Source organism: Bosea sp. 29B (genome assembly GCF_902506165.1).
Classification (GTDB): domain Bacteria; phylum Pseudomonadota; class Alphaproteobacteria; order Rhizobiales; family Beijerinckiaceae; genus Allobosea.
The window spans coordinates 1897853-1922385 of sequence record NZ_LR733817.1 but is presented as its reverse complement, the minus strand read 5'-3'; the positions used below and the strand labels follow the sequence as shown (position 1 = coordinate 1922385).

The 24533-nt window shown below is 67.1% G+C and carries 24 protein-coding genes and 1 pseudogene; 14 read left to right on the top strand and 11 right to left on the bottom strand.

Annotated elements, in window-relative coordinates:
* Nucleotides 1-10: 10 nt before the first annotated feature.
* Complete coding sequence (phnF, locus tag GV161_RS09375; protein WP_159650200.1) at nt 11-760, bottom strand: phosphonate metabolism transcriptional regulator PhnF; 750 nt, start codon at nt 758-760, stop codon at nt 11-13.
* An 88-nt stretch (nt 761-848) separates the two neighbouring features.
* On the opposite strand from phnF, the gene phnG reads away from it, so the two are divergent.
* From phnG to GV161_RS09330, 9 genes are read left to right on the top strand one after another with little or no spacing between them, the layout of a single operon-like run.
* Complete coding sequence (gene phnG, locus GV161_RS09370) at nt 849-1289, top strand: phosphonate C-P lyase system protein PhnG (protein WP_152013463.1); 441 nt, start codon at nt 849-851, stop codon at nt 1287-1289.
* 2 nt (nt 1290-1291) lie between these two features.
* A complete protein-coding gene (gene phnH / locus GV161_RS09365) occupies nt 1292-1894 on the top strand; it encodes a phosphonate C-P lyase system protein PhnH (RefSeq protein WP_152013462.1) in 603 nt (200 codons plus the stop codon).
* 23 nt (nt 1895-1917) lie between these two features.
* Nucleotides 1918-3036: a carbon-phosphorus lyase complex subunit PhnI gene (locus GV161_RS09360; RefSeq protein WP_152013461.1), complete on the top strand. Its 1119-nt coding sequence runs from the start codon at nt 1918-1920 to the stop codon at nt 3034-3036.
* Complete coding sequence (locus GV161_RS09355) at nt 3033-3959, top strand: alpha-D-ribose 1-methylphosphonate 5-phosphate C-P-lyase PhnJ (protein WP_152013460.1); 927 nt, start codon at nt 3033-3035, stop codon at nt 3957-3959. Before GV161_RS09360 ends, GV161_RS09355 begins: the two co-directional genes overlap by 4 nt.
* Entirely contained in the window at nt 3956-4762 is an 807-nt protein-coding gene (gene phnK, locus GV161_RS09350) for a phosphonate C-P lyase system protein PhnK (protein WP_244623959.1), read from the top strand. Before GV161_RS09355 ends, phnK begins: the two co-directional genes overlap by 4 nt.
* A gap of 46 nt (nt 4763-4808) precedes the next feature.
* Nucleotides 4809-5507 carry a phosphonate C-P lyase system protein PhnL gene (phnL, locus tag GV161_RS09345; protein WP_152013459.1) on the top strand — a complete coding sequence of 233 codons (699 nt, stop codon included), beginning with the start codon at nt 4809-4811 and terminating at the stop codon, nt 5505-5507.
* Complete coding sequence (locus GV161_RS09340) at nt 5507-6646, top strand: alpha-D-ribose 1-methylphosphonate 5-triphosphate diphosphatase (RefSeq protein WP_152013458.1); 1140 nt, start codon at nt 5507-5509, stop codon at nt 6644-6646. Before phnL ends, GV161_RS09340 begins: the two co-directional genes overlap by 1 nt.
* A gap of 7 nt (nt 6647-6653) precedes the next feature.
* Complete coding sequence (locus tag GV161_RS09335; RefSeq protein ID WP_244623958.1) at nt 6654-7355, top strand: DUF1045 domain-containing protein; 702 nt, start codon at nt 6654-6656, stop codon at nt 7353-7355.
* Nucleotides 7356-7391: 36 nt separating this feature from the next.
* Nucleotides 7392-8012, top strand: a complete 621-nt coding sequence (locus tag GV161_RS09330; protein WP_152013457.1) for a chloramphenicol acetyltransferase — start codon at nt 7392-7394, stop codon at nt 8010-8012.
* Between the two features lie 13 nt (nt 8013-8025).
* Here GV161_RS09330 and GV161_RS09325 read toward each other — a convergent pair whose 3' ends face one another.
* Nucleotides 8026-9582 carry an outer membrane beta-barrel protein gene (locus GV161_RS09325; RefSeq protein WP_159650199.1) on the bottom strand — a complete coding sequence of 519 codons (1557 nt, stop codon included), beginning with the start codon at nt 9580-9582 and terminating at the stop codon, nt 8026-8028.
* Nucleotides 9583-9731: 149 nt separating this feature from the next.
* Between GV161_RS09325 and GV161_RS09320 the strand changes: the two genes are divergently transcribed.
* Nucleotides 9732-10703: a KpsF/GutQ family sugar-phosphate isomerase gene (locus GV161_RS09320; protein ID WP_152013455.1), complete on the top strand. Its 972-nt coding sequence runs from the start codon at nt 9732-9734 to the stop codon at nt 10701-10703.
* A gap of 25 nt (nt 10704-10728) precedes the next feature.
* Complete coding sequence (locus GV161_RS09315) at nt 10729-11631, top strand: LysR family transcriptional regulator (protein ID WP_152013454.1); 903 nt, start codon at nt 10729-10731, stop codon at nt 11629-11631.
* A 5-nt stretch (nt 11632-11636) separates the two neighbouring features.
* On the opposite strand, the gene sugE is transcribed toward GV161_RS09315, so the two are convergent.
* From sugE to GV161_RS09275, 8 genes are all read right to left on the bottom strand, one after another.
* Nucleotides 11637-11954, bottom strand: a complete 318-nt coding sequence (sugE, locus tag GV161_RS09310) for a quaternary ammonium compound efflux SMR transporter SugE (protein WP_152013453.1) — start codon at nt 11952-11954, stop codon at nt 11637-11639.
* A gap of 60 nt (nt 11955-12014) precedes the next feature.
* Complete coding sequence (locus tag GV161_RS09305) at nt 12015-12935, bottom strand: DMT family transporter (RefSeq protein WP_152013452.1); 921 nt, start codon at nt 12933-12935, stop codon at nt 12015-12017.
* Nucleotides 12936-12963: 28 nt separating this feature from the next.
* On the bottom strand, nt 12964-13596 hold the full coding sequence (locus GV161_RS09300) for a glutathione S-transferase N-terminal domain-containing protein (protein WP_152013451.1): 633 nt from the start codon (nt 13594-13596) through the stop codon (nt 12964-12966).
* Between the two features lie 164 nt (nt 13597-13760).
* The gene (gene phnE, locus GV161_RS09295) at nt 13761-14615 is read right to left on the bottom strand and encodes a phosphonate ABC transporter, permease protein PhnE (RefSeq protein WP_152013450.1); all 855 of its coding nucleotides are present in this window, start codon (nt 14613-14615) and stop codon (nt 13761-13763) included.
* A complete protein-coding gene (phnE, locus tag GV161_RS09290; RefSeq protein ID WP_152013449.1) occupies nt 14612-15493 on the bottom strand; it encodes a phosphonate ABC transporter, permease protein PhnE in 882 nt (293 codons plus the stop codon). The genes phnE (GV161_RS09295) and phnE (GV161_RS09290) overlap by 4 nt, the downstream gene beginning before the upstream one ends.
* A gap of 140 nt (nt 15494-15633) precedes the next feature.
* Nucleotides 15634-16551 (bottom strand): phosphonate ABC transporter substrate-binding protein, encoded by a 918-nt coding sequence (gene phnD, locus GV161_RS09285; RefSeq protein WP_152013448.1) that lies wholly within the window; start codon nt 16549-16551, stop codon nt 15634-15636.
* Between the two features lie 76 nt (nt 16552-16627).
* Entirely contained in the window at nt 16628-17446 is an 819-nt protein-coding gene (gene phnC, locus GV161_RS09280) for a phosphonate ABC transporter ATP-binding protein (RefSeq protein ID WP_152013447.1), read from the bottom strand.
* Nucleotides 17447-17596: 150 nt separating this feature from the next.
* Complete coding sequence (locus GV161_RS09275) at nt 17597-18211, bottom strand: TetR/AcrR family transcriptional regulator (protein ID WP_159650198.1); 615 nt, start codon at nt 18209-18211, stop codon at nt 17597-17599.
* Between the two features lie 136 nt (nt 18212-18347).
* Here GV161_RS09275 and GV161_RS09270 point away from each other — a divergent pair, with 136 nt between their 5' ends.
* The 3 genes from GV161_RS09270 to GV161_RS09260 all read left to right on the top strand — a co-directional run bounded on the left by GV161_RS09270 (nt 18348) and on the right by GV161_RS09260 (nt 23676).
* Entirely contained in the window at nt 18348-19472 is a 1125-nt protein-coding gene (locus GV161_RS09270) for an efflux RND transporter periplasmic adaptor subunit (RefSeq protein ID WP_159650197.1), read from the top strand.
* Nucleotides 19469-22543: an efflux RND transporter permease subunit gene (locus GV161_RS09265; protein WP_152013444.1), complete on the top strand. Its 3075-nt coding sequence runs from the start codon at nt 19469-19471 to the stop codon at nt 22541-22543. Before GV161_RS09270 ends, GV161_RS09265 begins: the two co-directional genes overlap by 4 nt.
* Nucleotides 22544-22689: 146 nt before the next feature.
* Nucleotides 22690-23676, top strand: coding sequence for a tripartite tricarboxylate transporter substrate-binding protein (locus GV161_RS09260; RefSeq protein WP_152013443.1), 987 nt, complete (start codon nt 22690-22692; stop codon nt 23674-23676).
* 64 nt (nt 23677-23740) lie between these two features.
* Here GV161_RS09260 and GV161_RS09255 read toward each other — a convergent pair.
* Nucleotides 23741-24439 (bottom strand): annotated as a pseudogene (locus GV161_RS09255) (penicillin-binding protein 1C); the annotation flags it as partial.
* Between the last annotated feature and the right edge of the window lie 94 nt (nt 24440-24533).

Sequence of the window (24533 nt, the reverse complement as noted above, 5' to 3'; positions counted from 1 at the left end):
TGGACGGGCGCTAATCCCCGAAGGGCTCGACCACCATCTCCATCCGCTCGCCGGCGAAGACGCTGTTGACGATGTGGATCGGCGTCAGGTCGGGCAGCGCGTCGACGGCCAGCGACACCATCACCGCCGCACCGGGCTCGATCCGCAGCAACGCCGCCTCGCGCTCCGTGGCGAGCCGCGCCGTCAACCGGGTCGAGCGGCGCACATAGTCCAGGATGCCATAGGCCTTGAACGCCGCCGTGATCGACGCCTCCGCATCGCGATAGACCTTGTCGAAGCCGGGGAAACGCGCGACGGCGAGCCAATGCGTCCCGGTCCCCATCGGTGTGCCGTCGGCGAGGCTGAGCCCTTCGGACTGCCATAGTGGCGTTCCGGGCTCGAGCGCCAGTGCCTCGCAAATCTCCGGATCACCGGCCACCACCTCTGCCGAGAGCATGCGGCTGGAGCCGATCATGCCGATCCGCCCGAGATTGGCGCGCATGCTGACGCGCCGGCCGAGCGGATAGGGCACGCGCCGGGAGCTGACCTGAGTGCCGCGTCCGCGCGCGACCGTGACCAGCCCCTGTTCCGCGAGATGCCGAAAGGCCTGCCGTACCGTGTGCCGGTGCACGCCGTATTGCTCGGCGAGCACGATCGCCGCCGGCAACGTATCGCCGGCCTCGTATTCGCCCTGCTCGATCGAGGTCGCCAGCGCGTCGGCGATCCGCCGCCAGGCCGTGCCGCCATCGCCGCCCTGATTGTCCGGCAAGCTCGGCGTCATCAAAGTTTCATCCAAAATGTATAGACCTTTTCCAGCGACAGGCTTATTATAGTCTAGACATTGGCGCTTGGCGAGAGGCCGACACGGCATGACGGAAATCGCGACACGCCAGCATTGGATGGCAGTGCTGGCCCGTGCGACGCAAGGCGAGATCGACGCCTTGCTGCAGCAGGCGGGGCCGCTGCCGACGCATGAACTGCTCAAGGCGCCCGAGACCGGCACCGTCATGGTCGAGGGCCGCGCTGGCGGCGCTGGCCGCCGCTTCAACCTCGGTGAGGCCACGGTGACGCGCTGCGTCGTCCGCCTCGAAAGCGGCGCCATGGGCTTCTCCTACGCACTCGGTCGCGATGGTCGCAAGGCGCGGCTGGCGGCGGTCACCGATGCGCTCCTCCAGGGTGAAATCGAGACCGGCCCGCTGCGGCGCGGCGTCTTTGCGCTCGCCCAGAAGCAGCAGGCGGCGCGCGAGCTCGCCTCGCGCAAGGCGGCCGCCACCAAGGTCGATTTCTTCACGCTGGTCAGGGGAGCGTGACGATGCAGGACGACAACCAGATCCATGCCGGCTTCTCCGACCCGGTTTTCCAATCGCAAAGCGCCTTCCGTGCCTTGTTGGCGGCGCTGTCCGAGCCGGGCCTCGCCTGCGACATCGGCGTTTCGGTCGAGGCGCCCGTTGGGCTCGAGCCAGCGACGGCGGTCGCGCTGCTGACGCTCGCCGATTACGAGACGCCGATCTGGCTGCCGGCTGCCTTGCGCGATGGCCCGGCGGGCGCCTGGCTGCGCTTCCATTGCGGCGCGGCGCTTGTCGAGGATCCCGCCCGTGCCGCCTTCGCCGTGATCGATGGCGCCGCGGCCGAGCCGAAGCTCGCCGCCTTCAACGCCGGCGACGACCAGTTTCCCGATCGCTCGACCACAGTGCTCGTCCAGTGTGCTGGATTCGACAGTGGCGAGGCCGTCACCCTCGAAGGCCCCGGAATCGCCGGCCAACGCAGCATCGCTCCGGCGGGACTGCGTCCGGAATTCTGGGCTGAAGTTGAAGGTAACGTCGCGCTCTACCCGCTCGGCATCGACCTTCTGCTGGTCCACGGCGCGCAGGTGCTCGGCCTGCCGCGCTCGTCGCAAATCGTGGAGGCCCGCTGAATGCCCCGCCGGGAGCTTTACTGATGTATGTCGCGGTCAAAGGCGGCGAAGCCGCCATCCTTGCCACTCATGATCTCGTCGCCGAGGCAAGGCGCGGCGACGAGAGCGTGCCGGAATTGGGCGTCGCGCAGATCCGCGAGCAGATGGGCCTCGCCTGCGCTCGCGTCATGAACGAGGGCTCGCTCTACGATCCCGATCTCGCCGCGTTGGCGCTGAAGCAGGCGCAGGGCGATGCGATCGAGGCCGCCTTCCTGATGCGCGCCTATCGCACGACCCTGCCGCGCTTCGGCTCCTCCGAGCCGCTGGATACGGCGAAGATGGCGATCCGCCGCCGCGTCTCGGCGACCTATAAGGATCTGCCGGGCGGTCAGGTGCTCGGCCCGACCTATGACTACACCCACCGGCTCTTCGATTTTGCCCTGATGGATGAGACGGCTCCGGCGGAGAGCCAGGCCCGACCAGCCGCACAGCCGCTCGACGCCTCCATGCCGCGTGTGCCCGATATCCTCGGCGCCGAGGGCCTGATGGAGGAGGAGGCGCCTCCCACAGGCGATCCCCGCCCCTTCGATCTCACCCGCGAGCCCGTCACCTTCCCGGCCGAGCGTGATGTCCGCCTGCAGGCGATGGCGCGCGGCGATGAGGGCTTCATGCTCGGCCTCGGCTATTCCGTGCAGCGCGGCTTCGGCAACAGCCACCCCTTCGTCGGCGAGGTTCGCGTGGGTGAGGTCGCGGTCGAATTCGTGCCGGAAGAGCTCGGCTTCGCCGTCGATCTCGGCGACATCACCCTGACCGAATGCCAGATGGTCAACCAGTTCGCCGGCTCAAAGGATGTGCCGCCGCAATTCACCCGCGGCTACGGGCTCTCCTTCGGCCATAGCGAGCGCAAGGCGATGTCGATGTCCCTGGTCGACCGGGCGCTGAAGGCGCGCGAATTCGGCGAGGCGACGAGCTATCCGGCGCAGCAGGACGAGTTCGTCCTCTATCACTCCGACAATGTCGAGGCGGCCGGCTTCGTCGAGCATCTCAAGTTGCCGCATTACGTCGATTTCCAGGGCGAGCTCGAACTGATCCGCCGCATTCGCCGCGAGCGCGAGCAGCGTCTCGCTGAGCAACAGGAAGCCCTGCCGGAGGCCGCGGAATGACCGTGCACCAGAGCATCAGTGACGAGACCAGGCCGGCCTACAACTACGCCTATCTCGACGAGCAGACCAAAAGGATGATCCGCCGCGCTCTGCTCAAGGCGGTCGCGATTCCCGGCTACCAGGTGCCGTTCGGCTCGCGCGAGATGCCGCTCGCCCGCGGCTGGGGCACCGGCGGCATCCAGGTCACCGCCGCGATCATCGGCCCGGACGATACGCTGAAGGTCATCGACCAGGGCGCCGACGACACCACCAACGCCGTCTCGATCCGCCGCTTCTTCGAGCGCACCGCCGATGCCCGCACGACCGAGGCGACGGATGAGGCGACCATCATCCAGACCCGCCACCGCATTCCCGAGGCGCCGCTGAAGGCCGGCCAGATCATGGTCTACCAGGTGCCGCAGCCCGAGCCGCTCAGGAAGCTCGAGCCGCAGGAGGCCGAGACGCGCAAGATGCACGCCTGGGCCGAATACGGCCTGATGCAGGTCAAGCTCTACGAGAACATCGCCCGCTTCGGCGAGGTGACGACGACCTATGACTACCCGGTCATGGTCAATGGCCGCTATGTCATGGCGCCATCGCCGATCCCGAAATTCGACAATCCGAAGATGCAGATGTCGCCGGCGCTGCAGCTCTTCGGCGCCGGCCGCGAGAAACGCATCTATGCGGTGCCGCCGCATACCAGCGTGCGCAGCCTCGATTTCGACGACCATCCCTTCCGCATCCAGAGCTGGGAGCAGCCCTGCGCGCTTTGCGGCGCGGCCGATTCCTATCTCGACGAGGTGGTGATCGACGACCAGGGCGGACGGATGTTCGTCTGCTCCGACAGCCATCATTGCGAGACGCGGCGGGCCGACGGCCATCGCGGTGCCATGCTCGCCGACGCCTCGGCGCTGCATCTGGTCGAAGACGAGGCCAAGCCATGAACATGCAGGTCAATCCGCAGGAGCTCGGGCTCGATCCGCAGCCGCTGCTCTCGGTCGCCGGCGTCAGCCGCTTCTATGGCGAGCGCATCGGTTGTGCCGATGTCTCCTTCGACCTCTGGCCGGGCGAGGTATTGGGGATCGTCGGCGAATCCGGTTCCGGCAAGTCGACCTTGCTGCGCTGCCTCGCCGGTATCGACAAGCCCGATCAGGGGCAGGTGCTGTTCCGCGGCGGAATCGAACCCCTGGACATCTATTCGGTCGCCGAGCAGGAGCGGCGCCGGCTGATGCGCACCGCCTGGGGCATCGTCCATCAGAACCCGCGCGACGGGCTGCGCATGGACGTCTCGGCCGGCGGCAATGTCGGCGAGCGCCTGATGGACAACGGCGCCCGCCATTACGGCAGGATCCGCGAGACCGCGCTCGACTGGCTGCAGCGCGTCGAGATCGCCGCCGGCCGCATCGACGACCGGCCGCGCCAGTTCTCCGGCGGCATGCAGCAGCGCCTGCAGATCGCCCGCGTGCTGGTCTCCGAGCCGAAGCTCGTCTTCATGGACGAGCCGACCGGCGGCCTCGACGTCTCCGTCCAGGCCCGCTTGCTCGACCTGCTGCGCGTGCTGGTGCGCGATCTCGGCCTCGCCGCGATCATCGTCACCCACGATCTTGCCGTCGCGCGTCTGCTCACCGACCGGCTGATGGTGATGAAGGATGGCCGCGTCGTCGAGCAGGGCCTGACCGACCAGGTCCTCGATGATCCCCAGCACGCCTACACGCAATTGCTCACTTCGGCGGTGCTGACGGTATGAGCGCCGTCACATCCTCGTCACCGCGCCGGCACAAGGCACTGACACCATGACCACGATGATTCACGTCGAGAACGTCGCCAAGGAATTCACCTTGCACAATCAGGGCGGCGTGCGCCTGCCGGTGTTCGACAACGTCAACTTTTCGGTCGCTGCCGGCGAGGCGCTGGTGCTGGCGGGCGCGTCCGGCGCCGGCAAGTCCAGCCTGCTGCGCATCCTCTACGGCAATTACCGGCCGACCTCCGGCACCATCGCCATCACCCATGGCGGCCGGTCGATCGACATCGTCTCGGCCGTGCCGCGCACCGTGCTCGACATCCGCCGCCGCACGCTCGGCTTCGTCTCGCAGTTCCTGCGGGTGATCCCGCGCGTCACGGCGCTCGACATCGTCCGCGACCCGCTGCTCGCCCGCGGCGCCACTCCTGAAGAGGCGAGCGAGCGCGCGAAAGCCATGCTCGCCCGTCTCAACCTGCCGCAGCGCCTCTGGGATCTTGCGCCTGCGACCTTCTCCGGCGGCGAGCAGCAGCGCGTCAACATCGCCCGCTCCTTCGTCGATCCCTCGCCGATCATGCTGATCGACGAGCCGACCGCCTCGCTCGATGCGGGCAACCGCAATGTCGTGGTCAAGCTGATCGCCGAGGCCCGCGAACAGGGCTCCGCCATCGTCGGTATCTTCCATGACGAGGCCGTGCGAGAGGCTGTCGCGACCCGTTATCTCGACATCACCGATTTCCGGAAGGCCGCCTGATGTCCACCATCCTGACCAATGCCCGCCTGATCCTTGAGGACGAGGTCGTCACCGGGACCATCGCCTTCGACGAGAGCGGCATCCGCTCGGTCGACCAGGGCCGTTCCTCCCTGCCGGAGGCGATCGACGTCCAGGGCGACTATGTCGCGCCCGGCCTCGTCGAGATGCACACCGACAACATGGAAAAGCACTTCATGCCGCGCCCGAAGGTCTTCTGGCCGAACGGGCTCGCAGCGGCGCTGGTCCATGACGCGCAGATGGCGGCGGCCGGCGTCACCACCGTCTATGACGCGATCTGCGCCGGCACGCCCTTCTCGGCCAAGGACTATCGCAAGGACATCTTCGCCGATGTGATGGATGCGCTCCGGCTCGGCACCGCCGAGAACGTCTTCCGCATCGACCACCGCATCCATATGCGCTGCGAACTGACCAGCCCGGACCTGCTTGGGGATATCGAGCCCTATCAGGACGATGCCCTGGTGCAGTTGGTCTCGCTGATGGACCACACTCCTGGCCAGCGCCAATGGCGCGACATCGCCCATTTGCGCACCTATGCGCTCGGCAATGGCAAGACCGAATCCGAGTTCGAGGAGGACGTCGTCGTTCGCCAGCGCGAGGGCCAGGCCAATGTCGGCCGCAACTGGAGCGCCGTGGTCGAGATGTTCCAGGCTCGCGGCATCCCGATCGCGACCCATGACGACACCACCATCGAGCATGTCGAGGCCGGCATCGCCTCGGGCGCGGTGATCTCGGAGTTCCCGACCACGGTCGAGGCGGCGGAAGCCGCCAAACAGCGCGGCCTCGCCACCATCGCCGGTGCGCCCAACGTCGTTCGCGGCGGCTCGCATTCCGGCGGCGTCTCGGTAGCCGAGCTCGCCGAAAAGGACCTGCTCGACGGTCTTTCCTCCGACTATGTCCCGGCGAGCCTGCTGCAAGCGGTGCTCAAGCTCAACGACAAGCACGGCATCGCGCTGCCGGCGGCGATGGCCAAGGTCACCTGGAAGGTTGCCGACATCCTCGGCTTGAAGGATCGCGGCCATCTCAAGCCCGGCCTGCGTGCCGACCTGGTGCGCTTCCGAGCGCTGGGTGCGACGCCGGTGATCACCACCGTCTGGTCGCAAGGACGCCGGGCCTTCTGAGCGCAGCATGATCGAGACCGCGCCGCGCTACGCGCTCTACTACGCTCCCGCCGCCGACAGCGCTCTCTGGCGCTTCGGCAGCGGGACGCTGGGCTATGACGCCGTCACCGGTGCGGATATCGACTTTTCCGTCCCGGAGGGCTGCGAAGAGGTCGATTGGTCGGACGTGACCGCCGAGCCGCGCCGCTACGGCTTCCACGCCACGCTGAAGGCGCCGTTCGAGCTCGCCAATGGCCGCAACGAGGGCGCCTTGCGTGCCTTTGCCCGCAATTATGTCGCCGGCCGTGCTCCGGTCCGACTCGCCGGGCTGTCGGTCAACGCGCTCGGCCGCTTCATCGCGCTGACCCCGTCGGAGCCGAGCGAAGAGCTGCAGCGCTTCGCCTTCGACATCGTCCAGGCCTTCGAGCCTTTCCGCGCCCCATTGTCGGACGCCGATCTGGCCCGGCGCCTGCAGAGCCCGCTGACCCCGGCGCACCGGGCCTATCTCGAAGCCTATGGCTACCCCTATGTCGGCGACGCCTTCCGTTTCCACATGACCCTGACCGGCTCGCTGCCGGACGAGCAAGTCAAGCCCGTCGCGGCGCTGCTGGCTTTGGCATACAGGGACGCCGTGCCCGCCCAACCCGTCACGATCGACCGCGTCGGCATCTTCAAGCAGCAGAGCCGCAGCAGCCGCTTCGTGCTGCTCGACAGCTTCCCCCTCGGCTGAGGCCGGGCGCAGCCATATCTCGCGAGGAGCCCTGTCATGGCAGGCAAGAAGCTCGGGCTTGCTCCCGTGATCGACTCGACCGCGAACGTTCGCGACGCCGTGCTCGGCCGCTATACCGAGATCGGCGCCCGCACCGTCTTCGCGGAATCGACGTTGGGCGACTATTCCTATATCGTGAACGATTCCAACATCATCTACACGACGATCGGCAAGTTCTGCTCGATTGCGGCCCATACCCGCATCAACCCCGGCAACCACCCGATGCAGCGGGCGAGCCAGGCGCATTTCACCTATCGCGCCAGCGCCTATTTCGAGGATGCGCAGGACGAGGCCGCCTTCTTCGACTGGCGCCGCTCGACGCCTGTCGCGATCGGCCATGATGTCTGGATCGGCCACGGCGCCATCGTGCTCGCCGGCCGCAGCATCGGCACTGGCGCGGTCGTCGCGGGTGGCGCGGTCGTGACCAAGGACGTGCCCGACTACACCATCGTCGCCGGCAACCCGGCCCGCATCATTCGCCGGCGCTTTCCGGAGGAGATCGCGGAGCGGCTGAAGGCGCTGGCCTGGTGGGATTGGGAGCATGCGCAACTACGCGTCGCGCTCGACGACTTCCGGGCATTGAGCGTCGAGGCGTTCCTGGAGAAGTACGAGGGCTGAGAGCCCGGCGCCGTCAGAACTGCACCCTCAAGCCTACCTGGGCGACATTCGCGGTGTAGTCCGAGCCCTGATTGGTCGAGTTCAGCCGCTCATGGGTGAAGCTGGCGCGGATCGCGAAGGTCCGGGTCAGCTTGTATTCGATCCTGGCGCCGATGGTCGACAGGTTCTCGCGCAGGTCCTGGCCGTCATATTCGGTACGGCTGAAGGTGGTGAAGCCGGTGACGGTCAGGTTGCGGCGGAGCGCATGCGCCACCTCGAGACCGACGCGGCGCGCCGTCGTGCCGCTCGAGCCGGGGATGGTGGTGTCGCCGAGCTCGGCTGAGCCGCGCAGCGTCACCGTGGTCAGCGGCGTCGGTGTCCACAGGATCGCGGCATCGCCGACGAAGCCGCGCAGGTTCCGCAGGCGGCCATCCTCGTATTTGCGGTCCTGATAGCCGCCGGACACCTCGCCGGTGAGCATGCGGCTGATCTCGAAGGTCGAGCCGAGGCGAAGCGTATAGCCGTCGGACGAGCGCATATAGCCGCTGGAATCGACCTTCTCGTCGAACTGCCGGGTGTCGACTTCGCCCTGGACAAAGGGCTTGAAGCCCGGCGTCACCTCATAGGCCGCGCGCAGGCGCAGGCCGTACTGCGTCTGGTTGCGGTCGGCCTGGCTGAGCCTGCGGCCATTGCCGAGCTCGGCGTCCTCGTAGTCCTGCCGGTCGATTGCGCCACGCAAGGTCACCTGCAGGCGGTTGAAATCGTGGGTGACGCCGGCCGCGGCGCCGTAGTTCCAGGTCATCGGCCGGCCCTGCACGGCGGAGGTCAGGTCGGGCGAGCCGGGGCGCTGCGTGTCGAGCCGCAGGCGCGATTCGAGCAGGATGCGAGTGTCGCGCGTCGCGTCGAGGCGCAGCGCCATGTTGCCTTCCGCATCCGGTCGCGAAGCGCTGTCGTTGCGATAATAGCGGCTGTAGCCGCCGCGCAGCATGCCGGTGAGTTCGTGCACGTTCCAGTCGGACTGGATGCCGAGCTCGCCCTCGGTGCGGGTGAACGGCGAGCCCTTGCTCGGCCCGGAAATGCGCTCGGGATTGTTGTCATAGCCGACCGAGCCGGTGATCGCCGGGCGCAGGATGACATTGCCGAGCCGCAGGCCGAGCGGCGCGTAAGGGTCCTCCTCCGGTCGCTTGCGCTTGCGCGGTTCGGGTGCCGGCGGGAGCGCCGGCGGCAGGTTGGACACCGTCCGCGGTGGCGCACGGAACTGGCGCTGGGTGACGCCGCGCAGGCGCGAGGACTGGAGAGGCTGGCTGGCGCGTGCGGGCTGGCCGCGCGAGATCGCGCTGGACCGGCCGCGAGGGGCGGGGGCCGCATCCTCGACGCCATCAGGCAGGGCGGACCCAGTCCCGGGGGCCGGGCTCGGCCTTTGCGCGACATAGTCGGGCGTGCCTGTCCGCAAGGTGGGTGTGCGTGCGCGTGCCGGCATATCGGCCGGCTGCGTCTGCGCTAGAGCCTGCTCCGGCCAGGCCGTCAGCCCGGCGACGCCGCAGCAGCCTGCGACGCCTGCCAGCCAGCAGATCTGGGCGAAACGGGACACGGGCGCGACGATGCTCCGGCGAGGCAAAGACATATCCGCGCCGCGTCGGCGCGCATGGTTAATGGAGTTAGAACGAAGAGGGTTAATGCCGCGTCAATGTGCCGGCGCCGGTGGCCAGGCGGGCCTGCGCCGTGCTAGAGGCGCGCTCCATGACCGCGACCATCAGCGCCTCCGCCCTTCGCACCATCGCCACCGAACGCGCCGGGCTCGACGCCTTGCACGAAGCGATCGGCAACGGCCTCGCCGAACCCTTCATTGCCGCCGTCGAAATGATCCGGGCTGCTTCGGGCCGGGTGATCGTCACCGGCATGGGCAAGTCCGGCCATGTCGGCCGCAAGATCGTGGCGACGCTCGCCTCGACCGGCACGCCCTCCTATTTCGTCCATCCGGCCGAGGCCAGCCATGGCGATCTCGGCATGGTCCAACCCGAGGATGTCGTCATCGCCTTGTCCTGGTCGGGCGAGGCCGCCGAGCTCTCGGCGATCGTCGGTTACACCCGCCGCTTCCGCGTCGGGCTGATCGCGATCACCGCCAATCGCGACAGCGCGCTTGGCCGCGAGGCCGACATCGCGCTCGTCCTGCCCAAGGCGCTGGAGGCCTGTCCGAACGGGCTCGCGCCGACGACCTCGACGACGATGCAGATGGCGCTGGGCGATGCACTCGCCGTCGCCTTGCTGGAGGCGCGCGGCTTCTCGCGCCAGGATTTCTACGTCTACCACCCCGGCGGCAAGCTCGGAGCGCAGCTCAAGACCGTCGCGACCATCATGCATTCCGGCGAGCGCCTGCCCGTCGTCGGCGAGACGGCGGCGATGGCCGATGTCGTTTCGATGATCACGGCCAAGGGCTTCGGCTGCGCCATCGTCATCGATGCCGACGGCAAGCTCACCGGCGTCGTCACCGACGGTGACCTGCGCCGCAAGCACGGCGCCGGCTGGGGCGGGCGTCTGGCGCGCGACGTGATGACCAGGGATCCGCGCAAGATCGCGCCGGACGCGCTGACCGCCGAGGCGCTGGAGATGGTCAACCGTTTGCGCGTCACCGCGCTGATCGTCGCCGATGCGCAGGACAGGCCTGTCGGCCTCGTCCATGTCCACGACCTGCTGGCGCTGGGCGTCGCCTGATCCTTAGCACCTGGCGAGGAGGCCTATGGCCGCGCTCGAATGGGATGATTTGCGCTATGTCCTCGCGGTCGCGGATGCCGGCTCGCTTGCCGGCGCGGCGCGCGAATTGCGCGTCAACCATTCGACCGTGCTCAGGCGCATTGCCGCCTTCGAACAGCAACTGGCCTTACGCCTGTTCGAGCGCCTGCCGACCGGCTATGTGCTGACGGCCGGCGGCGAGGAATTGGTCGCGGCGGCACGCAGCATCTCCGGCACCGTCACTGAGCTCGAACGCCGGATCGCGGGGCAGGATTTGCGCCTCTCCGGTACGCTTCGGATCACCGCGACCGACACGTTGATGGGCTCGATCTTGCCGGAGATCCTGGCCGAGTTCGGCGAGGCCCATCCCGGCATCGCCCTTGAGGTCGCGGTCTCCAATTTGATGTTCAACCTGACCAAGCGCGATGCCGATGTCGCCTTGCGTACCGCCGACAATCCACCAGTGACGCTGATCGGACGCCGGGTCGGCAGGATCGTCTTCGCGATCTACGCCGCGCCTGCCTATCTCGCGCGCCACGATCATGCCGACCTCGCCGAGCATCGCTGGGTCGGGCCGGACGACACGCTCGGCGGCACCTCGGTGGCGCGCTGGATGCAGGCGAAGCTGCCGAAGAGCGAGATCGTGCTCCGGGCCGATTCGCTCCTGGCGATGCAGCAGGCGGCGGTGGCGGGCTTAGGTCTGGTGGCGCTGCCCTGCTATCTCGGCGATAGCGTCCCGGCTCTCGCCTGTGTGCGCCGCCCGATCCCGGAGATGGAGACAGCTCTGTGGATCCTGACCCACGAGGATCTGCGCGCCGCGGCGCGGGTGCGCGCCTTCACCGATTTCGCCTATGGCGCCTTCCGGAAGCGCCGCGCCCTGCTGGAGGGCGAGATCACGCCCTCCGCTTGAGAGGATCAGGCCTCGACCAGCTTGAGGCCGATCACGCCGATCAGGATCAGCGCGAGCAGGCCAAGGCGCATGGGCGAGGCGCTTTCGCCGAGGGCGGCGATGCCGGCGATGGCGACACCGAGCGCGCCGATGCCGACCCAGACCGCATAGGCGGTTCCAACAGGCAATTGCTTCAGTGCCAGCGAGAGCATGACGAAGCTGACGATCGCCGAGACGATGCCAATCAGGCTCGGCCAGAAGCGGGTGAAGCCATCGGCCTGCTTCAGCGCGATCGCCCAGACGATCTCGAGCAGTCCGGCTCCGGTGAGCAGCAACCAGGGCATGAGATGTTTCCTTGGAACGGGGAGGACGGCGCCGGACTGGCGCCGTCAGAGAGCTGAAGGTCAGAAGACCTTGATCGCGGCGACGCCGAGCAGCAGGACTACGACGCCGGCAAAGCGCAGGGCCGAGATCTCGCGCTGGGGCAGGCGGAACCAGCCATGGCGATCGACGAAGAGCGAGACGATCTGCTGGCCGGCGACGGTCAGGCCGACGGTGGCGGCGGTGCCGATGGCGGGGATCGCGACGAACACGGTGGTGACATAGGTCGCGCCGCAGACCGCGCCGATCCAGCCCCACCAGGGCATGGTCCGGAGGCCGCCGAGCTGGGGCTTCGCGCCGCCTGTCAGCAAGGTCAGCAGCAGCACCACGATCATCGAGAGGGTCGCGACCGCGAAGCTGATCGTGCCGACGACGAAGGGCGCGCCGAGATCCTGTCGCAGCAGCCCGTTGATCGCGCCCTGTACCGGCAGAACCGCGCCGGCAACGAGGGCGAGCAGCATCCAGCCGAGCTTGGAGCCGGAGAGTTCCTTGGTCGCGCCCTTCTGGCCGAAGACGATCGCGATCACACCGACGAGCACTGCGGCTGTGCCGATCAGTGTGGCGGGCTTCGGTGCCTGCTGGGGCACGCCGAGCAGGCCGAAGCTGTCGAGCCCGAGCGAGGCCAGCATCTGGCCGGCGATGAACAGGCCGACCGCGACGACGGCGCCAAGCCTCGGGAAGACCAGGATGGTCGAGGCGACATAGAGCGCCGTCGCGACGCCGCCGATCGCATGCCACCAGGGCACGGCTCGCAGTCCGCCGAAAGCGGCGGCCGTGCCGGTCGCGATCGCAACAATCAGCAGGAGGAGGGCGGCGAGGACGACCTGGATCGTCGTCGCGGCGAAGGGGCTGCCGGTCGCTTTCGACAATTGCGCATTGGCGCCGGCCTGCACCGCCAGCAGGCCGCCGGCGGCGAGGGAAAGCGGGATGAAGAGGGTATCCATGACGAAAATCCTGTCGGAAGCGATGCGCTCAGGCGTCGGCGTGCGCGAGCGCCGGCACGGCAAGGCCGCGCCGCACGGCGGGGCGGGCCGCGATCGTCTCGTGCCAGCGCTTGAGGTGAGGGGTCTCGGCGAGGCTCAGGCCGAGCTTGGGCAGGGCGTCGATCCAGGGCCAGACCATGATGTCGGCGATGCCGTAGCTGGCTTCGACCAGATAAGGCCGCAGCGCCAATTCGCCGTCGAGGACGCGCAGGATGCGGGCGGTCTCCCGCTCATAGCGTTCGATCGCGTAGGGCAGCTTCTCCTTGGCGAAGATCTTGAAATGCCAGAGCTGGCCGATCATCGGCCCGACATGCGCCGCCTGGAAGAAACTCCATTGCAGCGTCTTGCTTAGCGCCTGCGGGCCGTTGGGCTGGAGCACGCCGGAGCGCTCGGCGAGATAGAGCAGGATCGCGCCGGACTCGAAGATCGTCCGGTCATGGTCGTGGTCGACGATGACCGGGATCTTGTTGCTCGGGTTGAGCGCCAGGAAGCTCGGCCGGTGCTGCTCGCCCGCCTCGATGTCGATGACAGTGACGGCATATGGCAGCCCGGTTTCCTCGAGCATGATCGAGGCCTTATGGCCGTTCGGGGTCTGGTAGGTGTAGAGGTCGATCGGGGTCATCGGCTTGCTCCAAAGTGTGGATGCCGATGAGATAGCTTGTGCGATGGCGCATCACGATATGTGATGTTGCCTTGAGATTATGCAGAATAGCACAGGTCTCGCCTGAGACTGGTGGTCCCCCCCTTCCTGGCCGGGCCTGTCGCGCCGGCCGGGAAAGAGATGGATCAGATCGCGCGCTTGCCGATGATGGCGAAGCGCAGCTTGCTTGAGAGGAAGTCGATCGCGGTCACCGCCGCCAGGACCAGCAGGATCAGGAACGAGACCTGCTGCCATTCGAGCGTGCGGATGGTCTCGGCGAGATAGAGGCCGATGCCGCCGGCGCCGACGATGCCGATGATGGTCGAGGAGCGGGTGTTCGACTCGATGTAGTAGAGCACCTGACTGGCGATCACCGGCAGCACCTGCGGGATCAGGCCGAAGCGGATCTCGTGGAACTTGCCGCCGCCGACCGAGGTGACGCCCTCGACGGGCTTGCGGTCGGCAGATTCGATCGCCTCGGAGAACAGTTTGCCGAAGGCCCCGAGATCGCTGGTCATGATCGCGAGCATGCCGGCGAAAGGGCCTAGGCCAACGACATTGACCCAGATCAGAGCCCAGATCAGCGCGTCGACGCCGCGCACCGTGTCCATCGAGCGGCGCGCCAGGAAATGCACGACGCGGTTGGCGACGACGTTCTTGGCGGCGAGGAAACCGAGCGGGAAGGCGAGGATCGCCGCCAGGATCGTGCCGAGGAAGGCGATGGCGATGGTCTCGAACAGCGCCTTGATGAAGATGATAGCGCGAGCGAACGAGCCGGGATCGGGCGGCAGCATCAGCACCACGAAGGTGCCGAGATTGGAAAAGCCGCTGAGGATCTTCCAGAGCGAGGTCTCGAGCGTCGTCAGCCCGTAGAGGAAGAGCCCGAGGAGACCGCCGACGACGGCGATCGTGATCAGCTTCGTCTTCAGCGAGCCGTCGATCGCGGTCTTGTGGCGGGCGATCAGCGCGGCGCGGTCGGCAGCGGAGAGGGCGAGCGTCATTTGCCGTGCTCCAGGCTGAGCAGCGCATGGCGCAGGCGCTCGGTTCCGTAGTCGATCAGCATCACCGTGACGATGATCAGCAAGAGGATGGCGCTGACATCGGTGAAGTAGAATTTGCGGATCGCCTCGATCAGGTCCTGCCCGATGCCGCCGGCGCCGACGAAGCCCATGATCGAGGCGCCGCGGACGTTGATCTCGAAGCGCAGCAGCGCGTAGCTGGCGAAGTTCGACAGCACCTGCGGCACCACGGCAAAGCGGATGGTCTGCCACCAGCCGGCGCCTGTGGCGGTCAGACCGTCGACCGGCTTCATGTCGATGTTCTCGACCACCTCGGAGAAGAGCTTGCCCATCGCACCCATGGTGTGGATGGCGATGGCGAGCACGCCCGGCAGCGGACCGAGGCCGAAGGCGATGACGAAGATCAGCGCGAAGACGATCTCGGGGACGGTGCGGCAGAATTCGAGGAAGCGGCGCGTCACCCAGCGCAGCCAGGGCAAGCGGCCGAGATTGCTGGCGGCGGCGAAGCAGAGCAGGAAGCCGCCGATCACGCCGAGCACGGTACCGACATAGGCGATCAGCAAGGTCTGCCAGAGCAGCTTCAGCCAGCCGTTGAGACCCCAGTACCATTCCTTGAGATCAGCCCCGAACGTGGCGAAGCGCAGCGTCGGCATGGTCTCGAGGATGTATTTCGGGAAGCGCCAGGCATTCGCGGCAAACTTCGCGATATCGACCTCGGAGCCGATGCCGGCGAGCACGACGCAGGCGATGAAGACCGCCGCGCCGAGCAAGGTCTGGAGCCGCTTGGCTGCCATTTCGCGCCGGTAGAGATCGGCATGAGCAGCGATGGCGGGATCGTTGCGGTCGATCGCGAGTGTCATGGGAGCGCTTCCACACATGTCGCAGGACCGACCGGAGCCGGTCCTGGACTGGGCGTCATTCTCGGGCGGAGCGAAGCGCAGGCCCGAGAATCTCGATCAGAAGATGCTCGGGTCAGGCCCGAGCATGACGGCTGTCAGAGTTACGACGACTTCTTCTTGCGGAGCGCGTCGACGAACTTGTTCAGCTCGATGATCGGGTCATAGGACTTGTTGTCGACGGCGACGAGCGGGCCCTGCTTGCCTTCATAGATCTTGTCGAAGGCGGCCTTGTCCTTGGTGGCGAGGTTCAGCACCGCGTCGCGGATCGAAGCCTTGAGCGGCTCCGGCAGGTCGGAAAGATAGGCCATCGGCGAGTTCACGATCTGCTCGGACTTGTAGATGATCCGGAAATCGTCCGCCTTGACCATCTTCTTGCGGTCCATGCGCAGCAGGTTCGATTCCTGTTCGTCGTTCCACCAGTTGGCAGCGATGTCGACGGTGCCCTGCTGCAGGGCGATGACCGCGTTCTCGTGGCTGCCGGTGTAGACGACCTTGCCGAAGAAGCTCTCCGGCTCGATCTTCATGCCGTCGAGCGCGAAGCGTGGCACGTTGTTGCCGGAGGTCGAGTTCGGGTCGACCAGGCCGAGATTCTTGCCCTTCAGGTCTTCGATCTTCTGATAGGGCGAGTCCTTCTTCACGTAGAAGACCGAATAATAGCCCTTGGTGCCGTCGATATTGGTCTCGATCGCGAAAGCGTCGACCTTGGCGCCGGTCATCAGGGCGCGGGCGAAGGAAGCCGGGCCGTACATGCCGATATGGATGTTGCCGGCGCGCTGGCCCTCGATGATCGCGGCGTAGTCGTTGGCGATGCGCAGCGTCACCTTGGTGCCGAGTTCCTTCGCGAGATAGTTCACGAACGGGGTGTAGCGCTCGACGACGCCCGAGGCGTTCTCGGAGGGGATGATGGCGAAGACGAGCTCGGGATACTTCGCCTTCCAGTCCTGGGCGAAGGCCGGGGCGGCGAGCGTCGCGGCGAGGCCGGCCGCGGCGAGCGTGAGGGTATGACGACGGGTCAGCATGGTGGTGCTCCTTTGGAAAAGTCGATGGTGAATAGTCAGGCGTAAGGGCAGGCCCGCGGGCACGCCGCCGGCTGTCTCAGGCGGCGTTCTGCTTGGCGCGTTTGGCTTCCTGGCTGGCAATGGCGTCGAGCGCGTCGAGCGCCTCGGCACCGGCGTCCTTGGCCTCGATGCCATAGAGCTCGGCGGCGAGCTCGCTGGTCAGCGCGTGCGGCGGGCCGTCGAACACGACCTTGCCGCCGGCCATGCCGATCAGGCGGTCGCAATACTTCGCGGCGATGTCGAGATGGTGGAGATTGCAGACCACGGTGATGCCGTCCTCGCGATTGATGCGGAACAGCGCGTCCATGACGACCTGGGTGTTGCGCGGGTCGAGCGAGGCGATCGGCTCGTCAGCAAGGATGATCTTCGGCTCCTGCACCAAAGCGCGGGCGATGGCGACGCGCTGCTGCTGGCCGCCGGACAGCGTTTCGGCGCGCTGGGCGAGCAGATGGCCCATGTCGAGCCGCTCGAGCGCGGCGATGGCGCGGACCTTGTCGTCCTGTGAGAAGCTCTTGACCAGCGTCAGCGCGGCGGAGCGATGGTTGAGGCGGCCGAGCAGGACATTGGTCAGCACGTCCAGGCGGCCGACCAGGTTGAACTGCTGGAAGATCATTGCGGTATCGCGTCGCCAGGCCCGCAGGGCCGCGCCGCGCAGGGCGGTGACGTCGCGCTCCTCGCTGAGGATGCGGCCTTCGCTGGCGTCGGCGAGGCGGTTGAGCATGCGCAGCAGCGTCGACTTGCCGGCGCCCGAGCGGCCGATGATGCCGACCATCTCGCCGCGTGGAATCGACAGGTTGACGTTGTCGACGGCGGCTTTACCGCCGAAACGCTTGGTCAGACCCTCGATACGCAGCATCAACACTCTCCCGCGATTGCGGGATGATGCGGTATCGGCGGCAGATGACAGCGCCGTGACAGGAGGCGGAGCATTCCGGGACGGTCAAGGCGGAAGGCCGGTCATCGACCGTCAACCATATCGCCCGCACTCGCAGGCGAAGCTGGAATGTCAGGCCGCGCGCAGCAGCAGGTCGACGCAGGCGGCGACATAAGCCTTGCGCGCCGCATCGGGAACCGGATCGATACCGAGCAGGCCGCGGACCTGATGGAAGCCGCGCAGCATGCCGATGAATTGCTCGGCGAGCCTGTCGGCTTCTTTGCGGGCGAGTGGTCGCGGCAGGCCATCACCCGATCGTGAACGCTGCGCGAGCAGGGCGGAGAGTTCCGTGATCATCCGTCCGGCGCCGGCCTCGTAGGCGGCCTGGCCCAATTCGGGAAAGCGAGAGGCTGCCCCGATGATCAGGCGGTGCAAATCGAGCGAGGCCGGGTGCAGCATCATCGCCAGCGCATCCTCGCCGAGGCGCAGCAGGATGGTGCGCAGATCGCCGGTTTCGCTCGGCGGCCGGCGCAGCGGAATCGTCAGCTTTTCAGTGAGTTCGGAGCAGATCGCCAGGAACAGCGCCTGCTTGTCGGCGAAATGGCTGTAGATGGTCTGCTTGGAGACGCAGGCGCGCTGGGCGATCTGGTCCAGGCTGGCGCGGTCGAAGCCCTCGGCCAGGAACGTTTCCGAAGCGGCCTTGGTGATCGCGTCATGTTTATCCGGCCGCGATTTTTCGGCCGGCATCGGTCTTGCTTCTGCAGCGGTGGCGCTACCGCGTCCGTGCATTGATCATTCCGTCACGCTTCCGCCCTTAAAGGGTGCTTATCAAACTAGACCGTCCAGTCTAGAATATGTCCGTACTCCCGGAGCGTCCAGCCTGATGCAGCGTTTTCTCCTCCTTATCCTGGTCGCCGGGCTGGCGGGCGGCGGATATTACGGCTACCGCAACCACTTCAAGGGCAGCGGCCAGCAGGCGCAGGCGCAAGCGACCGGCCCCGGGCAGGCCGCCGGCGTGCCGGTCGAGGTCGGCGCGATCGAGCTCTCTTCTGTCAATGAAGAGGTCGAGGCGCTCGGCACGCTCGCCGCCGACGAATCCGTGGTGATCGCTCCCGAAATGGCTGGCCGCGTCGTCGCGCTCGGCTTCAAGGAGGGCGAGAAGGTCGCCAGGGACCAGAAGCTGGTCATGCTCGACACCGCCATGCTCGACGCCGAGCTGAAGCAGGCCCAGGCCGATCTCTCGCTCGCCCGCGACACGCATGACCGCAATCGCTCGCTGGTGCAGCGCGGCTCCGGCACGCAGGTCGCGCTGGAGCAGGCGACGGCGCAGCTCGCCTCGCAGGAAGCGAAGATCCAGCTGGTCCAGGCCAAGCTCGCTCTGGCGACGATCAAGGCGCCGTTCACCGGCGTGGTGGGCCTGCGCGCGGTCGGCGTCGGCGATTACGTCTCGGTCGGCAAGCAGTTGATCACGCTGACCAATATCGACCCGATCAAGGTCGATTTCCGCGTGCCCGAGATCTTCCTGACCCAGGTCAAGGTCGGACAGCCGATCCAGCTCAAGGTCGACGCGGTGCCGGACCGGCCCTTCACCGGCCAGGTCTTCGCGATCGATCCCGTCGTTGACGTCAATGGCCGCGCGGTTCGCTTGCGCGCCACCATCCCCAATGCCGACCTCGTGCTGAAGCCCGGCCTGTTCGCTCGCGTCACCGTGGTGGTCGACAAGCGCGACAACGCGCTTCTCGTGCCGGAGACCGCCGTGGTGCCTGACGGCGTCGGCAAGGCGATCTTCGTCATCGAGAACGGCAAGGCGCGGCGCATGCCGGTCGAGCTCGGCAAGCGCCTGCTCGGCAAGGTCGAGATCGTGAAGGGGCTGAAACCCGGCATGCAGATCGTCACCGCCGGACAGATGCGCCTGCGCGACGGCTCGACCGTGGCGATCAAGGAGAAGGCCTCGGTCCAGACAAGCTCACTGCCGGGCGCCGTGCAGCCGGGCGTCGCGCAGCAATGAGCCTGTTCGAGCTCTTCGTCCGCCGGCCGGTCCTCTCGACCGTCCTCAGCCTGCTCGTCGTGCTGATCGGCTTCGTCTCCTATACGCGCCTGACGGTGCGCGAATATCCGAACATCGACGAGCCGATCGTCTCGGTGCAGACCGTCTATCGCGGCGCCAGCGCCGAGATCATCGAGACGCAGGTCACGCAGATCCTGGAGAACTCGATCGCCGGCATCGAAGGCATCGAGATCATCAACTCGACCAGCCGCCAGGAGCGCAGCCAGATCTCGGTGCGCTTCCGCCCGGACGTCGATCCCGACGTCGCGGCTTCCGACGTGCGCGATCGTGTCAGCCGCGTGCGTGGCCGCATGCCCGACGAGATCGACGAGCCGATCATCGCCAAGGTCGAGGCCGACGCCCAGCCGGTGATGTATCTGTCGCTGACCAGCAAGCGGCATTCGCCGCTGGAGCTGACCGACTTCGCCGACCGCTTCATCTCCGACCGGGTCCAGAACATCACCGGCGTCGCCGAGGTCCGCATCCTCGGCCAGCGCCAGTTCGCCATGCGCATCTGGCTCGATCGCGCCCGCATGGCCGCCTATGCCATCACCGTGCAGGAGATCGAGGCGGCGCTGCGCTCCCAGAACGTCGAGATCCCGTCCGGCCGGATCGAGAGCAACGACCGCGAATTCACCGTGCTCTCGCAGACCAGCCTGATCACGCCGGAGCAGTTCCGCGAGATCACGGTCAAGGACGCCAGCGGCTTCCCGGTCAAGCTGCGCGACGTCGCCAAGGTCGAGCTCGGCGCGCGCGAGGAGCGCAACGCCGCCTGGTTCGGTGGCGAGCCCTCGGTGACGATCGGCATCGTCAAGCAGGCGACGGCCAATCCGCTCGACGTCTCCTCGGGCGTCGTCGCGGCGCTGCCGGGCATCCGCGACGACCTGCCCGACGGCATGTCGATCGCGACCTCCTACGACACCTCGATCTTCATCGACCGGTCGATCAAGGCGGTCTACTCGACGATCGGCGAGGCGGTCGTCCTCGTCGTGCTGATCATCTTCCTGTTCCTGCGCTCGATGCGCGCGACGTTGATCCCGCTCGTCACCATTCCCGTCTCGCTGATTGGCGCCTTTTCGCTGATGTATGCGATGGGCTTCACCGTCAACACGCTGACCCTGCTCTCGATGGTGCTCGCCATCGGTCTCGTCGTCGACGACGCCATCGTCGTGCTCGAGAACGTCCACCGCCATATCGAGGACGGGATGGAGCCGACCAAGGCGGCGATCAAAGGCATCAACGAGATCGCCTTCGCCGTCGTCGCGATGACGCTGACGCTGGTCGCGGTCTACGCGCCGATGGCGTTCTCGACCGGGCGCACCGGCAAGCTCTTCGTCGAGTTCGCGCTGACGCTCGCCGGCGCGGTGCTGGTCTCGGGCTTCGTCGCGCTGACGCTGACGCCGATGATGTGCGCCAAGCTGCTGCGCCACGAGAACAAGCACAACTTCCTCTACAACGCCCTGGAGCGGTTCTTCGAGGCGCTCTCGAGCGGCTATCGCCGCTCGCTGCGCTTTGCGCTCAGGGTCCGGCCGGTGATCGTGCTGCTGGCGCTCGGCGTCGCCGGCGGCAGCTATTTCTTCTTCACCAACCTGCGTTCCGAGCTGGCGCCGGTCGAGGACCGCGGCACCATCACCGCGATCGGCGTCGCGCCCGAGGGCGCGACCATGGCCTTCACCGCCGATTACGCCCGGCGGGTCGAGGACTATTTCAGCAAGATCCAGGAGGTCGACAGCTACCTCGTCATCGTCGGCTTCCCCGACGTGACGCGGGCGATCGCCTTCGCGCGCTTGAAGCCCTGGGAAGAGCGCCACCGCAAGCAGCAGGACCTGGTCGCGCAGATCAACAAGGGGCTGTCGCAGATCCCCGGCATCCGGCTGTTCGCGACCAATCCGCCCTCGCTCGGCCAGGGCGGCGCCAACAGCAAGCCGGTCGAGTTCGTGCTGCGCTCTTCCGACAGCTATGCCGAGATCAAGCAGAACGTCGACCGCCTGATCGCCGAGGTGCAGGGCAATCCGGCGCTGACCAACATCGAGAGCAACCTCATCCTCGACAAGCCGCAGATCAAGGTCTCGATCGACCGCCAGCGCGCCGCCGATCTCGGCGTCGGGGTCGATGTGATCGGCCGCACCATGGAGACGCTGCTGGGCGGGCGCCAGGTCACGCGCTTCAACATGAACAGCAAGCAGTACGACGTGATGCTGCAGGTCGCCGGCCAGGATCGCAACACGCCGCAGGCCCTGCAATCGATCTATCTGATCGGCCGTGGCGGCCAGGTCGTGCAGCTCTCCAGCCTGGTCCAGGTCGAGGAGAACGTCGCGCCGAAGGAACTGATCCGCTTCAACCAGCTGCGCTCCGCGACGATCACGGCGGTGCCGGGCGCGGGCTATTCGCTCGGCGATGCGCTGAGCGTCCTGGAGCAAGGGGCCGCCAAGGTGCTGCCGACCTCGTTCCAGACCGACTATTCCGGCCAGAGCCGCGAGTTCAAGCAGTCGGGTTCCTCGATCCTGCTGGTCTTCCTGCTGGCGCTCGGCTTCATCTATCTGGTGCTGGCGGCGCAGTTCGAGAGCTTCGTCGATCCCGTCGTGATCATGGTCTCGGTGCCGCTCTCGCTCACCGGTGCGCTCGCCGCGCTCTATTTCTCCGGCGGCACGCTCAACGTCTACAGCCAGATCGGCCTGATCACGCTGGTCGGGCTGATCACCAAGCACGGCATCCTGATCCTCGAATTCACCAACCAGCTGCGCGAAGAGGGCCGGGAACTCGTCGACGCCCTGGTCGAGGCGGCGGAATTGCGCCTGCGGCCCATTTTGATGACGACGGGCGCGATGGTGCTCGGCGCCGTGCCGCTGGCCTTGGCGGAAGGTGCCGGGGCCGAGAGCCGCTCGCAGATCGGCTGGGTCATCGTCGGCGGCATGACCTTCGGCACGCTGCTCACGCTCTATGTCGTGCCGGTGGCCTACAGTTACATGGCGCGGACGAAGCACGGCTCGCGCCATGCCCCTGCCCAGGCCCATCCGCAGCCTGCGGAGTGACCGGCTATTCGGGTAGAGGATATCCGGATAGCCCATAGCGGAAACCTCTATTCGCTTTCGCCGCCGCCCGACGCTAACCGTCGCGGCGGCGGTGCCCAATGAGCGAGAACTCAGGTGCCGCCCGTGACATCAACGGGAGGAACGGCATGAGGACTGGCATCGGTTTCTGGCTCAAGGCCGTGGCGCTCGCCGCCTGCATGGCGAGTTCGAGCGCTCTGGCTCAATCCTTCCCGAGCAAGCCGGTCACCATGCTGATCCCGTTCGCGGCGGGTGGACCGACCGACGTGGTCGGGCGCCTCGTCGGCGAGCATATGAGCCGCACGCTCGGCCAGCCGGTGATCATCGAGAATGCGGTCGGCGCCGCCGGCACGCTCGCCGGGCAGCGATTGATGGCCGCGCCCGCTGACGGCCATGTCATCCTGATCGGCCATACCGGCACGCATGCGGCGGCGGTCTCGCTCAATCCGAACCTGAAATACCGGCCAGTCGAGGATTTTGCCCCGGTCGGGCTGGTCAACACCAATCCGATCTTCCTGACCGTCCGCAAGACCCACCCGAGCGCGACGCTCGCCGAGTTCGTCACTTGGGTGAAGGCGAACGAGAAGGCTGCGAGCAACGCCCATGCCGGCGTCGGCTCGGTCAGCCACACCACCTGCCTGCTGTTCAACACCGTCGTCGGGGTCAAGCCGAACGGCGTGCCCTATCGCGGCACCGGCCCGGCGATGAATGATCTCGTCGCCGGCCAGGTCGACTATCTCTGCGACCAGGCGGTCAACGTCGCCCCGCAGCATCGCGCCGGCACGATCAAGACGCTCGCCGTCGCCTCGGTCGCCCGGGCGACGGCGCTGCCGGATGTGCCGACCAGCACAGAGGCTGGCGTGCCCGGCTTCAAGGTCGAGGTCTGGAACGCGATGTTCGCGCCGAAGGACACGCCGGCGCCGGTTGTCGCCAAACTCAACCAGGCGCTGAAGGGCGCGCTTGCCGATGCGGCGGTGAAGGCCAAGCTCAACGAGCTCGGGGCTGAAATCCCCTCGGCCGAACTGCAGGAGCCCGCCGGTCTGCGCAGCTTCGTCGGCGCCGAGATCGAGCGCTGGGCGCCGATCATCAAGGCGAGCGGCGTCAGGATCGAGTGAGACTGCTTGATTATCGCATTTTCTTCATGCGAACCGGTATCCACTTCGCTCGAAAATGCTCTGGCTACTGCAGCCTGACCGAGACGCTCTCGCTGGCGCCGGCGGCATCGATCACCGAGATCCGGACAAAGCCCTTGCCGGGCGGCTGCCAGGCGGCTTCCCGGCGCTTCACCGCCGACATCACCGGAGCACCGTCGACCAGCCAGGTGAAGGGCGCGACGCCGCCGGAGACCTTGAGGTTGAGCTGAGGGCTGCCGTCGACCGCCGAGGCGGAAAGATCGATCTTTGCGCCTTCGGGCGGGAAGGCGAGCTTGAGGCCGGGTATTGCCAGCGCGGCGACCGTCTTCGGCACATCCTGGCGTAAGTGCCGAAGCGGTGGCGGCAGGGTCGCGCTGCTGGCGGCGATCGTGCCGGGCGGCTGGACGAAGGGATGGGGATCGAGGCCGATGCGGGCAAATGCGTCGAACAGGATCGGTGCCGCGACCACACGCCCGACGAGGCCGGGCACCGCGCCATTGTCAGGCCGGCCGACCCAGACGCCGATCGTGTGCTTGCGGTCGAAGCCGACGGCCCAGGCGTCGCGATAGCCGTAAGACGTGCCGGTCTTGTAGGCGATCCTGCCGGGCGGCGCATTGAGCGGCGGCGGCGCGCCGAGCAGGGTATCGGCGACATACCAGGCGGCGACCGGCTCGACGAGACGCAGCGGCGGTTCCCCTCCCCCCGCTTGCGGTGGGGAAGGGTTAGGGATGGGGGGGTGGAAAGCNGCCGGGCCTGTCAAGGATATCCCTCATCACATGACTAACAGCGCGCGGCGCCAGGTGCCTAAAAGCACCCAGCGCCGCGTTGCCGTTTAAAAA

Bases quoted from the DNA above. Each gene is read 5' to 3' on its own strand.
- phnF (WP_159650200.1), bottom strand. From the start codon at position 760: ATGACGCCGAGCTTGCCGGACAATCAGGGCGGCGATGGCGGCACGGCC.
- phnG (WP_152013463.1), top strand. From the start codon at position 849: ATGACGGAAATCGCGACACGCCAGCATTGGATGGCAGTGCTGGCCCGT.
- phnH (WP_152013462.1), top strand. From the start codon at position 1,292: ATGCAGGACGACAACCAGATCCATGCCGGCTTCTCCGACCCGGTTTTC.
- GV161_RS09360 (WP_152013461.1), top strand. From the start codon at position 1,918: ATGTATGTCGCGGTCAAAGGCGGCGAAGCCGCCATCCTTGCCACTCAT.
- GV161_RS09355 (WP_152013460.1), top strand. From the start codon at position 3,033: ATGACCGTGCACCAGAGCATCAGTGACGAGACCAGGCCGGCCTACAAC.
- phnK (WP_244623959.1), top strand. From the start codon at position 3,956: ATGAACATGCAGGTCAATCCGCAGGAGCTCGGGCTCGATCCGCAGCCG.
- phnL (WP_152013459.1), top strand. From the start codon at position 4,809: ATGACCACGATGATTCACGTCGAGAACGTCGCCAAGGAATTCACCTTG.
- GV161_RS09340 (WP_152013458.1), top strand. From the start codon at position 5,507: ATGTCCACCATCCTGACCAATGCCCGCCTGATCCTTGAGGACGAGGTC.
- GV161_RS09335 (WP_244623958.1), top strand. From the start codon at position 6,654: ATGATCGAGACCGCGCCGCGCTACGCGCTCTACTACGCTCCCGCCGCC.
- GV161_RS09330 (WP_152013457.1), top strand. From the start codon at position 7,392: ATGGCAGGCAAGAAGCTCGGGCTTGCTCCCGTGATCGACTCGACCGCG.
- GV161_RS09320 (WP_152013455.1), top strand. From the start codon at position 9,732: ATGACCGCGACCATCAGCGCCTCCGCCCTTCGCACCATCGCCACCGAA.
- GV161_RS09315 (WP_152013454.1), top strand. From the start codon at position 10,729: ATGGCCGCGCTCGAATGGGATGATTTGCGCTATGTCCTCGCGGTCGCG.
- sugE (WP_152013453.1), bottom strand. From the start codon at position 11,954: ATGCCCTGGTTGCTGCTCACCGGAGCCGGACTGCTCGAGATCGTCTGG.
- GV161_RS09305 (WP_152013452.1), bottom strand. From the start codon at position 12,935: ATGGATACCCTCTTCATCCCGCTTTCCCTCGCCGCCGGCGGCCTGCTG.
- GV161_RS09300 (WP_152013451.1), bottom strand. From the start codon at position 13,596: ATGACCCCGATCGACCTCTACACCTACCAGACCCCGAACGGCCATAAG.
- phnE (WP_152013450.1), bottom strand. From the start codon at position 14,615: ATGACGCTCGCCCTCTCCGCTGCCGACCGCGCCGCGCTGATCGCCCGC.
- phnE (WP_152013449.1), bottom strand. From the start codon at position 15,493: ATGACACTCGCGATCGACCGCAACGATCCCGCCATCGCTGCTCATGCC.
- phnD (WP_152013448.1), bottom strand. From the start codon at position 16,551: ATGCTGACCCGTCGTCATACCCTCACGCTCGCCGCGGCCGGCCTCGCC.
- phnC (WP_152013447.1), bottom strand. From the start codon at position 17,446: ATGCTGCGTATCGAGGGTCTGACCAAGCGTTTCGGCGGTAAAGCCGCC.
- GV161_RS09275 (WP_159650198.1), bottom strand. From the start codon at position 18,211: ATGCCGGCCGAAAAATCGCGGCCGGATAAACATGACGCGATCACCAAG.
- GV161_RS09270 (WP_159650197.1), top strand. From the start codon at position 18,348: ATGCAGCGTTTTCTCCTCCTTATCCTGGTCGCCGGGCTGGCGGGCGGC.
- GV161_RS09265 (WP_152013444.1), top strand. From the start codon at position 19,469: ATGAGCCTGTTCGAGCTCTTCGTCCGCCGGCCGGTCCTCTCGACCGTC.
- GV161_RS09260 (WP_152013443.1), top strand. From the start codon at position 22,690: ATGAGGACTGGCATCGGTTTCTGGCTCAAGGCCGTGGCGCTCGCCGCC.